The organism is Belnapia sp. AC561, assembly GCF_979252845.1.
Map to the genome: position 1 here is coordinate 1 of NZ_CEEDBP010000033.1, position 12,449 is coordinate 12,449.

Genomic DNA, 12,449 nt, shown 5'->3' on the forward strand with positions numbered 1-12,449 from the left:
CGCCAATCCCCCGCCGCCGCCCGCAACCCCACCTCCTGCTCCAGCAGCCCCAAAACCACGGTCACGGCGCGCGATGCCACCCGGTCCGGCGGCAGCGCCAGCACCACCTCCCGCCGTGGCACTGGCCGGACCAGTGGCGCCACCCGCAGCCGTCTGGCCGCTTCCTCCGCCCGGATGGCCGAGCGCGGCAGCACTGCCTGGCCCAGGCCGCTTTCCACCAACTCTTTCAGCACCCCGAAGCTGTCGGCCTCGAAGGCGACGTTCAGGGCGATGCCGGCCCGTCCAGCCGCCGCTTCGACGATGCGGCGCAGGCCATGCTGGCGGCTCGGCAGCACCAGTCGCTGGCCGGCAAGATCGGCAAAGGGCACCGGTTGCGGCCCGATTCCGCTCTCCTTTGCGCCGACCAGCACCATCTCCTCGATCAGCAGCGGCGTGACCCGCAGGTGCAGCGCCGGTGCCGGGCCATAGAGCAAGGTCGCGTCGGTCACCCCGCGCTGGACCCATTCGATCAGGTGGCCGGTATAGCCCTCGACGATCCGCAGCGAGATGCCGGCATGTTCCAGCGCCACCCGCCGTGCCAGCGGCCCGGCCAGGACCGAGGCGATGGTCGGCATCATCCCGAGTGCCACCTGACCACTGACGGCGCCGGCCAGGCTGCGGACCTCGGCGATGGCCCCCTCAAGCTGGCGAACCGGGCCGTCGATGCGGTCCAGCAGCGCGATGCCGGCCTCGGTCAGTTGCATCCCACGGCCGTGCCGGGCGAACAACGGCACGCCGACCTCCTCCTCCAGCAGCCGGATCTGCCGGGACAGCGCGGGCTGCGCCAGATGCAGCCGGTCCGCCGCCCGGCTGAGCGAGCCGGCCTCGGCCACTTCGCGGAAGGTGCGGAGCTGCTTCAGGTCCATGGGGCCAAGGTATAGCAACCTGTTATGGGTGGTATCGGTGTTTTCGAATTCCTCGATGCCTGCGAAGGGCCCAAGGTGCGCCGCCTTGCCACCAGGGTGGCCCCGCCCTAATCCCGAGTCCCGGAGGACACACCATGGACCAGCAAATCGTCACCGCCGATCCGCATGCCGAGATCCGCGAGGAAGTCGGCAAGCTCTGCGCCCGCTTCCCCGGCGAGTATTGGCGCCAAGTGGACCGTGACCGTGCCTATCCGACCGCCTTCGTCACCGCCCTGACCGAAGCCGGCTATTTGGGTGCGCTGATCCCCGAGGAGTTCGGCGGCGCCGGTCTGCCGCTCTCGGCGGCCGCGGCGATCCTCGAGGAGATCCATCGCTCCGGCGGCAATGCCGGCGCCTGCCACGCCCAGATGTACATCATGGGCACCATCCTGAAGCACGGCAGCCCGGACCAGAAGAAGCGCTACCTGCCGAAGATCGCCACCGGCGAGCTTCGCCTGCAGGCCTTCGGCGTGACCGAGCCGACCAGCGGCACCGATACCACCGCGCTGCGCACCTTCGCCAAGAAGGAAGGCGACAAGTACATCGTCAACGGCCAGAAGATCTGGACCTCCCGCGCCGAGCATTCCGACCTGATGCTGCTGCTGGCCCGCACCACGCCGCGCGGCGAGGTGGCGAAGAAGACCGATGGGCTCTCGACCTTCATCGTCGACATGAAGTCGGCGCTGGGCCGCGGCCTTACCATCCGCCCCATCCGCACGATGATGAACCACAACACCACCGAGGTCTTCTTCGACAACATGGAGGTCCCGGCCGAGAACCTGGTCGGCATCGAAGGCAAGGGCTTCCGCTACATCCTGGACGGCATGAACGCCGAGCGGCTGCTGATCTCCTCCGAGAGCATCGGCGACGCCAAGTGGTTCATCAAGAAGGCGGTGGACTACAGCAAGGAGCGCGTGCTCTTCGGCCGGCCGATCGGGCAGAACCAGGGCGTCCAGTTCCCCATCGCCAAGGCCTATGCCCAGATGCGCGCCGCCGAGGCGCTGCTGCGGCTGGGCCTCGCCAAGTTCGAGGCCGGCCAGCCCTGCGGCGAGGAGGCCAACATGGGCAAGATGCTCTGCGCCGATGCCGCCTGGGCCGCCGGCGAGGCCGCCATCCAGACCTTCGGCGGCTTCGGCTTCGCCGAGGAATACGACGTCGAGCGCAAGTACCGCGAGGCGCGGCTCTATCAGGTGGCACCGATCAGCACCAACCTCATCCTCTCCTACGTCGGCGAGCACGTGCTCGGCATGCCGCGGAGCTACTGAGCCATGGCGAGCCAACCGCTGAAGGGCCTGCTCGTCGTCTCGATGGAGCAGGCGGTTGCCGCGCCCTATTGCGCCAGCCGCCTCGCCGATGCCGGCGCCCGGGTCATCAAGATCGAGCGGCCGGAGGGTGACTTCGCCCGCGCCTATGATGCCGTCGCCCTCGGCCAGTCCAGCTACTTCGTCTGGCTGAACCGCGGCAAGGAAAGCGTCTGCCTGGATATCAAGGCGCCCGGCGACAAGGCGATCCTGGAGGCGCTGGTCGCCAAGGCCGACGTTTTCATCCAGAACCTTGCCCCCGGCGCCATGGGCCGGGCCGGCTTCGGCAGCGCCCAGCTGCGGGAGAAATATCCGCGGCTGATCACCGTCGACATCTCCGGCTACGGCGATGAGGGCGAATACGCCTCGATGAAGGCCTATGACCTGCTGGTCCAGGCCGAAACCGGCCTCGCCGCCATCACCGGCCGGGCCGAAGGGCCGGGCCGCGTCGGCGTCTCCGCCTGTGACATCGCCTGCGGCATGCACAGCCACGCAGCGGTGCTGGAGGCGCTGATCGAGCGCGGCATCACCGGCCGCGGCAAGGGCATCGCCGTCTCGCTGTTTGACGGCATGGCCGATTGGATGACGGTGCCGTTGCTGCAATACGAGGGCACGGGCAAGACGCCGCCGCGCATCGGCTTGGCGCATCCTTCCATTTGCCCCTATGGCGCCTTCGAGACCAAGGACGCCCAGCTCGTCCTCATCGCCATCCAGAACGAGCGCGAATGGGCCAGCTTCTCCGAGCATTTCCTGGATGAACGGGACTTGCCGAAGCAGGAAGGCTTCCGCTCGAACAACGAGCGGGTGGCGCACCGGCCGATGGTCGATGCGCATATCGGCCGGATGTTTGCCAAGCTGGATCGCGATGCCTGTGCCGCCAAGTTGCGGCGGGCCAATGTCGCCTATGGCTTCGTGAACGATTGCGAAGGGCTGCGGGACCACCCAGCTCTCCGACGCGTCACAGTTGAGACGGAGAAAGGCCCGATCGCCATTGGCGCGCCGCCTGCCCGGCTTTCGGATGGTGCCCGTAACCTGGGGCCGGTGCCCTCCCTCGGCCAGCATAGCGCCGCCATCCGTGCCGAATTCGGGGCCTGAGCGTCCGGTGCAGCCTTACGGGACCCATGCGCTCAAGGAAATGCTGCACTGCAAAATAGCACTTGCCAAACGTCCGCGCCGGACCTAGATTGTGCATCGCAGCAACACGGCGGTTGCCGGGTTGTCTGTCTTTCTTGGACGTTTCCTCCCTAAACTCGGCGGTGGCGCAAGCCACCGCCCTTTTTTTGTCTGCCGTCCAAGGTGGCTGGCGGCGATGCCATTCAACTAGCGCGGCTCAGCGCAGGAAACGCCAATCCGCTGCGGCCAGGGTTGCGATGAGCCTGGTTAGATCCGCTTGCAAATGTGCCATGCGCGGCAGTCGTTCGATCCTGGCCTCGTCCATGTACAGCGGCCGGGCGATTTCGATCTGGAGGGCATGCACGCCTTCGCGCGGCCGGCCGTAATGCCGGGTGACATATCCGCCGGCATACGGGTCGTTCCGCCGCACCCGGTACCCCATGCCCAGCAGGACTTCCTCGACCAGTCGCGTCGCCTTGGGCGCGCAGGCGGTGCCATGTGCGTCCCCCAGCACGAAATCGGGCGGTGCGGCTGCTTGTGCCGGATGGGTCGGCATGGAATGGCAGTCGATCAGCAGACAGGTACCGAATTCGGCCCGGGTTTCCGCGATCAGGGCTGCCAGCGCCGCATGATAGGGCTGCCAATACCGACGGATGCGGTCCTCCGCTTCCTCGAAGCGCAATTTGTGCCGATAGACCGGCTCGCCTGTCGCCACCACGCGGGCGATGGTGCCAAGCCCGGCACCGACCCGTGGGCTGGCCGTATTGACCCAGGGGGGCAGCGGCCCGTCGAACATCCCAGGGTCGAGTTCCCAAGGCTCCCGGTTCACGTCGCAGAAAACCCGTGGGAAGGTGGCTGCCAGCAATGGCGTCCCATGCTCGGGTGCGGCAGCGAAGAGTTCGTCCACGAAGCCATCCTCCGACTTTCGCAACGCGACCGGGTCCAGGCGGGCGGTGGCAACGAAATCGGCAGGATAGGCACGCCCCGAATGTGGTGAGGCGAAGATGACCGGTACCCCATGGACCTCAGGCCTGGCCAGCCAATAGGGCGGAGGCATGGCATCGAGCGGCGGCACGGCATTGAGGTTCAAGGGAAGATCCATCGGCGCCCCGATCAAGCCACAGGTGCCGATAACTGTCACCTTTTCTCGGCGAGAGTGGCTTGCCCCGGAGCGACGGGCGGGCTAAACAGCCGCTCCGCGAGCGTGGGCGCATAGCTCAGCGGTAGAGCACTACCTTGACACGGTAGGGGTCACAGGTTCAATCCCTGTTGCGCCCACCATTCTTTCAAGAATGATGAGAATTTCGCTTCCGCATAGCATTTGTGCATTTAAAGCATCTGTACCTGCCTTGCACAGGTATTGCTATATTTCAAATATATCAAATTGCTTAAATACTTGCATTGAATGCGGAGTGAGCGATTATTTTGCTGCACGCAAGAATAGTATTTTGAATTTAGATTAAATACCTCTTTATCGAAAGAGGGGCGGCACCGTAGTGCCGCCCGCTCCGCTCAGGGTCGCTCGTTCGAGAAGACCACAGTCCCGCTCGCGCTGAACATGCCGCCGACACCATGGCAGACAGAGACCTTCGCCCCCGCCACCTGCGCCGGCGCGGTGCCACGCATCTGCCGGATGCTCTCCTGCAGGGCAAACATGCCGTACATGCCCGTATGGGTGTAGCTCAGCCCACCGCCATTGGTGTTCAGCGGCAGCTTGCCGCCCGGCCGCGTATTCCCCTCATTGATGAAGCCCGCCGCCTCGCCAGGCTTGCAGAAGCCCAGGTCTTCCAAGCCGTACAACGGCAGGTGGGCAAAAGCATCGTAGATCATCATGTGATCCACGTCCTTCCGGTCGATGCCCGCTGCCTCGATGGCAGTCGGCCCGGCAACGCGGAAGGCGCGGGACGAGGTGAAGTCCTCCATCTGCGAGACCATGTTGGTCTCGACCGATTCGCCGCTGCCAAGGATATAGACCGGCTTCGTCGGAAAATCCTTCGCCCGGTCGCTGCTGGTCAGGATCAGCGCACCGCCGCCATCCGTCACCAGGCAGCACTGCAGGATGCGGAAGGGATAGGCGATCATCCGGCTGCCAAGCACGTCATCGACCGTGATCGGATCCCGGAACATGGCGCGCGGATTCTTGCCCGCCCATTCGCGTGTCACGACGGAGACCATGGCCAAGTCCTCGTGCGTATAGCCGCGCGCCTTCATGTAGCGCAGCACCGGAATGGGAAACAGCGTCGGTGGGCCGAAGGGGCCGTAGGGCACCTCGAACTGCCCGTTCAGGCTTTCCGGCTCCGGCGGCCGCGGCGTCGCATTCACCCGCGAATTGCCGCTCTCGCCATGGGTGATGAGGATGGTCTTGGCATAGCCGGCATGGATGGCCGCCGCGGCATGGCGGACATGCAGCATGAAGGAACAGCCGCCGACACCCGTACCATCCACCCACTTGGGGGTGATGCCGAGGTAATGCGCGATCTGCTGCGGCATCATCGGACCGACACAGGCGACACCATCGATGTCGGACGGCTTCAGGCCGCATTCCGCCATGGCATTCAGCGCGGCATCGGCATGCAGCATGATCTGCGACATGCCCGGCACCTTGCCGATCTTCGTCGATTCGGCGGCGCCGACGACGGCGATCTCTCCACGACCGATCATCACTTGGACTCCGTCGCAGGCCGGAACAGCGGCAAGGTGATGCTGTCGTCCAGCGGCGTGAAGGCGACCTCCATGGGCATGTCGAGCACCAGCGCCTCAGGGGTCTGTGGGCAGTCGATGATATTGGTCATCATCCGCGGCCCTTCCTCCAACTCGACCACCGCGATGGCATAGGGTGGGGTGAAGCCTGGCACCGGCCGATGGTGGATGACGTAGCTATGCAGGGTCGCACGGCCGGAGGCCTCGAAGACCTCGACGTTGCGGGTGCCGGTATAGGGGCTGAAGGGGCGCGGCGGGAAATAGGCCTTGCCCGTGTCGCCGCAACGCTGCAGCAGCAGCTTGCCGTCCTTGCAGCCATCCCAGAAATGCTTGGTTTCCGGCGTGGCTTTCGGCTTCGGCCGATCGGGTGAGAGCATGCCCGCGTTCCTCCTGTGGTTCGGTTGCGACGCGGCGCAGCCTGCCACGGCAAGCTGGCTCCGGCCACCCCAGGGGAAGGGAAGCCTGGGGAGGCGCATCTCCCCAGGCGGTCGCTACAACGCGGTGGCGAAAGCTTCGGGCAGCAGGGCATAGCCCTCGCCGTGGCGCAGTAGATGGAGGAAGCCAGGAAAATGCATATGCATCCCGGCCGTCGCCAGTCCATCCGTCGCCACCATGTCGAAGACCCGCCGCCGCGTCGCGGCTGCCTGCACCGGGTCCACGTCGAAGGCCATGGTCACCTCCGGCCGCGGTACCTGGATTTCCGGGACATGGATGATGTCGCCCCAGATCAGCAAGCTTTCCTTGCCAGACGCCAATAGATAGCCGCTGTGACCTGGCGTATGCCCGGGGAAGGGCATAGCGGTCACCCCGGGGAAGACTTCGCCGCCGGTGAAGGTTCGGGTTCGGCCCCGATAAGGTGCCGCCTGATCTCGCGCCGCCTGGAAGTTACGTTGCCGACCCATTTCATCCGCTCGGGACATGGCTGCATCATCATGCCAGTACGCCATTTCGGCCGCGTGCATTACCAGTTCCGCGTTCGGAAATAGCGCCTTGCCGTCATTTGCAAGCCCGTTGGAATGATCGGGATGCATGTGGGTCAGCAGGACCGTATCGATGCTGCTTGGGTCCACGCCCGCGGCGGTTAGGTTTTGGAATAGCTTGCCGCCGGTCGCCGCCATCGCCGGGCCACATCCGGTATCAACCAGTGCGGTCCGTCCGCCGGAATGGATCAGGAAGGTATTCACCGCCGTCCGCCGCGGCACCGGGCGGAAGGCATCGCGTAGCAGCTGTGCTGCTTCCTCCGCCGGGATGTTCTGGATAACGGCCATGGAGCCGTCCAGATGGCCATCGCCGATGGCGGTGATGGTGATGTCGCCGATGCGGCGATGATAGACTGCCGCCACCTGTTGGGTCGGGATGCTCATGGGCTTTTCGCGCCTCCTCCGGAAGGCGCGAAGGCTAATCCGCCCGTACGCGGCCGGCTATGCCCGGCGAATATTAACCAGGAAGCTTCCGGCCCGATCCCGCAACGTCCCGGCATAGCCTGAGAGACCTTCCGCTGCACCCAGAAGGCCTGCTGAAGCTTCACCCGTCTCCCGCGCCGCCCGCTGCACGTCCTGGATCCGCAAGGCGACGGCCGAAGTACCCTCCGCCACTTGGGTGGCGCTGCGGGCAATCTCCTGGGTCGCGCTGCCCTGTTGCTCGACCGCGGCAGCAATCGCCGTGGTCACCTCATTGATCCGCTCGATGGTCCCGCCGATCGACCGCAGAGCCGTCACGGCATTTCCGGTCGCTGACTGGATGGCACCGATCTGGGTGGAGATTTCCTCCGTCGCCTTGGCGGTCTGCCCGGCCAGCGCCTTGACTTCGCTGGCCACCACGGCAAAGCCCTTGCCGGCCTCGCCCGCCCGCGCTGCCTCGATGGTCGCATTCAGGGCGAGCAGGTTGGTCTGGCCAGCGATATCGCCGATCAGCCGAACGACGTCGCCGATCTTTTGGGCTGCCAGGGCCAAGCCTTGCACAGTTTCATCCGTGGCCCGCGCCTCGGCGGCCGCTGCCCGTGCCACCGTTGCGCCCTCTGCCACTTGGCGGCTGATCTCGGCAACGCTGGTCGCCAGTTCCTCGGCACTGGCCGCCACGGCCTGCACATCCGCCCCCGCCCGGTTGCCGGCTTCCGCCACCGCCTCCGCCTCCCGGTCGCTGGTTGCGGCGGTGCCGGTCAGGGCCTGGGCCGCGTCCTGGACCTGCGCCGCCGCTGACGCCACGGCCTGCACCACGCCGCCGATGTCAGCCTCGAACTGGTCCGCGAGCCGCGCCTGAGCCGTAGCCATGGACCAGACCAACATGGTGCTGACATAGGCACCATTGGCGTCGCGGATCGCACTAATGGCCAGATCGATCACCTCGTCGCCCAGCCTAATGCGGGACTTGTGCGGTAGGCGCTGTGGGTCGGAGAGAATGGCCCGCTGATGCGACGGATTCCTGTGCAGTATGTCGATGCTCTGGCCAGGCATCGAGTCGACGGAACAGGGCAAAAGGTGTTCGATGCTGCCGAGCAATGCCTGGCTGGCCGGGTTCATACTCGTGACACGGAACTCATTATTCGGATCGGCCGTCATGACAGCGATTGGCATTTGTTCCAGCATCTGTTGCTGGGCGAAGGCCCGCTGCACCGTCCCGCGCAAGTCCTCCAGTGCTTCGGCAATGCTGCCGATCTCATCTTTGCGGCCCTGGTCGGGCACGGTTACATCGGCATCTCCGCTGGCGATCGCCCTGATGGTACCCACCAGCCGCCGCAGCGGAGTGCCGATCGCCCGGGCATTTATCCAACCGGATAGCACCAACAGCAGTGCTACCGCGCCGCCAATCCACAGGACGCTCTCCTCCAACGCCTCGCCACTGGCCGCGCTTGCTGCCGCCCGCGCCGTCGCCTCGCTGGTCAATAGAGCCTGCACCTCATTCACGCTGGTCTCCAGGCGCTCCCGGGCCGGGGTGCTACGCTGAGTTCGCGCCATGATCGCAGCTTCCGCGAGCTGAACCACCCGGCTGGCGGATTGCGCCAAGTCAGCGGCAATGGCGGTGATCCGCCGTAGATCGCTCGTCGCCGTCGGCGCTACAGGGATAGAGCCCACTGCCCGCTGATGCACGCGCAGTTGCGCCGCGGCACGCCGCACCCGCCGCGCCTGGCCTTCTTCTCCGGTTGCCAGGAAGCGCTGCGCGCCCAGCCGCACTTCATTTACCGCGGCATGGAAGACGGCCAGCCGCTGCCGCGCATCCTCCCGTGCCTCCGGCGGGACATCCAGCTCCATCATGCTGGAGACCGCCTCGTAGGCTTGGTCATAGTTCGAACTGGTACGCGCGAAGGTCTCGTCGCGTTCGTTGATGAGCTGTTTGCGTAGTCCCGCCTGCTCCTGTGCCGAGGTGCCGTATTCCTCCAGTGCCTGCAGTGCCTGTGCCAGCCGATCCCGTATCGCAGGCGTCGGCGCCAGCGCCAGCGCCGCTTCCAGTGCCACCTTCGACGCCTGCGCCTCGGTCAGCATGCGGCCGCCATGGTCATTCGCCGCATTGTCCGTCTGCGACATCAGTACCTCGCGCAGGGCCGTCGCGGTGCGGCCCACATGAGTCGCCCCCCGTTGTGCGGCGAGTTGGGCGGCGACCGCCGCGCGCTCCGCCATCTGCTGTTCCTGCACGATATTGAGGTTGAGGCTGACCATCCAGACCATGCCTCCCAGCAGCAGCACGGCGAGGATGACGCTGGCGGCCAATTTTCGGCCGACTGACAGATCTCGGAAAGGGCGCATGGTTGTTCTCCTGAGCTCCTGACCATGCACCTGCCGGCTTTAACAAGCGGCAAACGGCTACTCGACAGCCACGCCGCCGCAGGCCAACGTCCGTAAGCCCTACCTGGCCACTCGTGCCATCCCACAAGGACGCCACCGATGCTCTTCGACTTCGAGACGTTGTCACCGCAGGATTGCTACAAGCTGGTGGTCTCTTCGGTCGTCCCCCGACCCATTGCCTGGGTCGTGACGCAAGATGCGGAAGGCGTCACCAATGCCGCGCCCTATTCCTTCTTCAATGCCTTTTCATCCAATCCCGTCGTCGTCGGGATCGGCTGCGGTCCCAAGGCCCCGGATGCGCTGAAGGACACCGCGGCGAATATCCGCGCCACCGGTGAGTTCGTCATCTGCCTGGTGCCAGAGACGGCGGTCCACCAGATGAATGCGACCGCAGTCGATTTCGAGCCTGGTGTCGACGAGATCGCCGAGGCTGGGCTGACCCGCCTCCCCTCATCCAAGGTTAAGCCGCCGCGCATCGCCGAGAGCCCGGTGGCGCTCGAATGCGTCACCTACCAGCTCGTCCCCGCCGGGGAGCACACCATCGTCCTCGGCCGCGTCGTCGCCGTGCATATCGCCGACGACTGCGTGCTGGACGCGGCCAAATGCTACGTCGATACCCCGAAGATGAATCTGGTTGGCCGCATGCATGGCCGTGGCTGGTATGCCCGCACCACCGACCGGATCGAGGTCCCACGCTTGTCGCTGGCGGAATGGGAAGCCAAGAAGGCGGCGGAATAGCGCGGCTGCGCATTCCACTTTCGGTCCTTCCATGCTAGCAGCCGCCTGAGACGCATTCGCAGATGTCAGGTGCCCCCCAAGCCGCCGGCCAAGCTCCGGGATCGGCGCTTCGCCCCGCCCCACGGCTGCCCCGCGCCAGGGCCGTGCGCGCTCCGGCCTGGGCCATGCTTTCGCTGCCTTTCGCCGGATTGATCGCCGCGCCGCTGGTGGCCGTCCTCATCGCCGCCGCCGTCCCGGCCGGGGCTGTCTGGCGTCATATTGCCAGCACGACCTTGCCGGAGATGCTGACAAATTCAGCCCTACTCGCCCTGCTGGTCGGACTGCTGACCGCCTCGGCGGGCGCCCTTGCCGCCTGGCTGGTCACCGCCTGCCGTTTTCCGGGCCATCGCCTGCTGGAAATCGCGCTGCTGCTGCCCATGGCCATGCCCGCCTATGTCTGCGGCTATGCCTATACCTGGCTGCTTGATGTTGCTGGTCCAGTACAATCAGCCTTGCGCGATGCGACCGGCCTGCGCTGGGGCCAGTATTGGTTTCCCGAAATCCGCAGCCTGCCCGGTGCGGCGCTAATGCTGGGCATGGTGCTTTACCCTTATGTCTATCTGCTCTGCCGCAGCGCCTTCCAGCAACAGAGTGTCTGCTTGGTCGAAGCCTCGCGTACCCTTGGTTATTCCCTCTCCGGCTGCTTCTTTCGCCTTGCCCTGCCCATGGCGCGTCCAGCGATTGTCGGCGGCGTGGCCCTTGTCCTGATGGAAACCCTGGCGGATTTCGGCACGGTCCAGCATTTCGGCCTTCGTACCTTCACGACAGGGCTTTACGAGGCTTGGTTTGGCTTGGGCGACCGTGGCGCCGCCAGCCAGCTCGCGGCCTGCCTCATGGGGTTGGTGGCGCTATTGCTGCTGGTGGAGCAGCTCACCCGCGGCGGCCGGCGCTTCCATGCCACTACCAATCGCCAGCCTCCGCTTCGCCCGGTCCGACTGCATGGCTGGCGGGCAGCAGCGGCTTGCGCTGTTTGCTTCATGCCGGTGGTTCTCGGCTTCCTGGTTCCGGCAGGGGCGCTATTCACGCTCATGCTCCAGGTAGGGGACCCGCTGGCGCCCGGCCGCTTCCTGCCCTTCGCCCGCAATTCCTTGCTGCTTGCCGCCTGCGCCGGCGGGTTGGCCGTGGTGCTGGCCGGGCTGTTGGCTTGGGCGGCGCGGCTGCATCCCCGCCCCGCTCAACGAGCTGCGTTGCGCGTTGCCGGCCTAGGCTATGCCATTCCAGGCTCTGTCATCGCAGTCGGCACGCTGGTGCCGCTTGGCCTCTTTGACAATGCACTGGATGGCTGGATGCGAGCACGTTTCGGGCTCTCAACCGGTTTGCTGCTCTCAGGTGGCATCGCCGCTTTACTCTTTGCCTACCTTGTCCGTTTCCTGGCCGTTGCCCTCTCCGCTGTTGAAGCCGGCCTTGCTCGCATCCGTCCCAGCCTCAGGGAAGCCGCACGCGTGCTCGGTGCTCGGCCCGGCGCCGCCGTGCTGCGGGTGGAGCTACCCATGGCGCGCGGCAGCCTGCTCACTGCATTCTTGTTGGTTTTCGTTGATACCATGAAGGAATTGCCTGCTACGCTCATCATCCGCCCCTTCGACTTCGATACATTGGCGGTTCGCGTGCACGGTCTTGCGGCTGATGAAAGGTTGGCCGAATCGAGCACCGCTGCTCTTCTGATCGTCGCCACCGGCCTGCTTCCGGTCCTCGCCCTGACCCGCGCGATGCGACGGCCCTGACAGCAATCAACAAGGACGGCAATCAAGCTCGCGAAATGGATCGATTGACGACCATTCCAGTTCGTGTTCCTCAGCCAACGATACTATCCATGGCGACGCACTCACTCTTGATCT

10 protein-coding genes and 1 tRNA gene are annotated in these 12,449 nt (G+C 65.6%); 5 read left to right on the top strand and 6 right to left on the bottom strand.

Annotated features, from left to right (window positions below; all coding sequences use genetic code 11):
- Positions 1-905 (bottom strand): LysR family transcriptional regulator (locus tag AC0IW9_RS22400; RefSeq protein WP_471650526.1); only part of this gene is annotated, 905 nt, incomplete at its 3' end.
- A gap of 134 nt (positions 906-1,039) precedes the next feature.
- On the opposite strand from AC0IW9_RS22400, the gene AC0IW9_RS22405 reads away from it, so the two are divergent.
- On the top strand, positions 1,040-2,209 hold the full coding sequence (locus AC0IW9_RS22405; RefSeq protein WP_471650527.1) for an acyl-CoA dehydrogenase family protein: 1,170 nt from the start codon (positions 1,040-1,042) through the stop codon (positions 2,207-2,209).
- A 3-nt stretch (positions 2,210-2,212) separates the two neighbouring features.
- Positions 2,213-3,340 (top strand): CaiB/BaiF CoA transferase family protein, encoded by a 1,128-nt coding sequence (locus tag AC0IW9_RS22410; RefSeq protein WP_471650528.1) that lies wholly within the window; start codon positions 2,213-2,215, stop codon positions 3,338-3,340.
- Positions 3,341-3,575: 235 nt separating this feature from the next.
- On the opposite strand, the gene AC0IW9_RS22415 is transcribed toward AC0IW9_RS22410, so the two are convergent.
- A complete protein-coding gene (locus AC0IW9_RS22415) occupies positions 3,576-4,460 on the bottom strand; it encodes an N-formylglutamate amidohydrolase (protein WP_471650529.1) in 885 nt (294 codons plus the stop codon).
- A gap of 104 nt (positions 4,461-4,564) precedes the next feature.
- Here AC0IW9_RS22415 and AC0IW9_RS22420 point away from each other — a divergent pair.
- Positions 4,565-4,639, top strand: a tRNA-Val gene (locus AC0IW9_RS22420).
- Between the two features lie 231 nt (positions 4,640-4,870).
- Here the strand turns inward: AC0IW9_RS22420 and AC0IW9_RS22425 are convergent.
- The 4 genes from AC0IW9_RS22425 to AC0IW9_RS22440 all read right to left on the bottom strand — a co-directional run bounded on the left by AC0IW9_RS22425 (position 4,871) and on the right by AC0IW9_RS22440 (position 9,798).
- On the bottom strand, positions 4,871-6,019 hold the full coding sequence (locus AC0IW9_RS22425; protein ID WP_471650530.1) for a thiolase C-terminal domain-containing protein: 1,149 nt from the start codon (positions 6,017-6,019) through the stop codon (positions 4,871-4,873).
- Positions 6,019-6,435, bottom strand: a complete 417-nt coding sequence (locus AC0IW9_RS22430) for a Zn-ribbon domain-containing OB-fold protein (RefSeq protein ID WP_471650531.1) — start codon at positions 6,433-6,435, stop codon at positions 6,019-6,021. The genes AC0IW9_RS22425 and AC0IW9_RS22430 overlap by 1 nt, the downstream gene beginning before the upstream one ends.
- 114 nt (positions 6,436-6,549) lie before the next feature.
- On the bottom strand, positions 6,550-7,422 hold the full coding sequence (locus tag AC0IW9_RS22435) for an MBL fold metallo-hydrolase (RefSeq protein WP_471650532.1): 873 nt from the start codon (positions 7,420-7,422) through the stop codon (positions 6,550-6,552).
- Between the two features lie 57 nt (positions 7,423-7,479).
- On the bottom strand, positions 7,480-9,798 hold the full coding sequence (locus AC0IW9_RS22440; RefSeq protein WP_471650533.1) for a methyl-accepting chemotaxis protein: 2,319 nt from the start codon (positions 9,796-9,798) through the stop codon (positions 7,480-7,482).
- A 138-nt stretch (positions 9,799-9,936) separates the two neighbouring features.
- Here AC0IW9_RS22440 and AC0IW9_RS22445 point away from each other — a divergent pair, with 138 nt between their 5' ends.
- Together AC0IW9_RS22445 and AC0IW9_RS22450 are read left to right on the top strand one after the other, a co-directional pair.
- Positions 9,937-10,575 carry a flavin reductase family protein gene (locus AC0IW9_RS22445; protein WP_471650534.1) on the top strand — a complete coding sequence of 213 codons (639 nt, stop codon included), beginning with the start codon at positions 9,937-9,939 and terminating at the stop codon, positions 10,573-10,575.
- A gap of 164 nt (positions 10,576-10,739) precedes the next feature.
- On the top strand, positions 10,740-12,335 hold the full coding sequence (locus AC0IW9_RS22450) for an ABC transporter permease (RefSeq protein WP_471650535.1): 1,596 nt from the start codon (positions 10,740-10,742) through the stop codon (positions 12,333-12,335).
- The last annotated feature ends 114 nt before the right edge of the window (positions 12,336-12,449 follow it).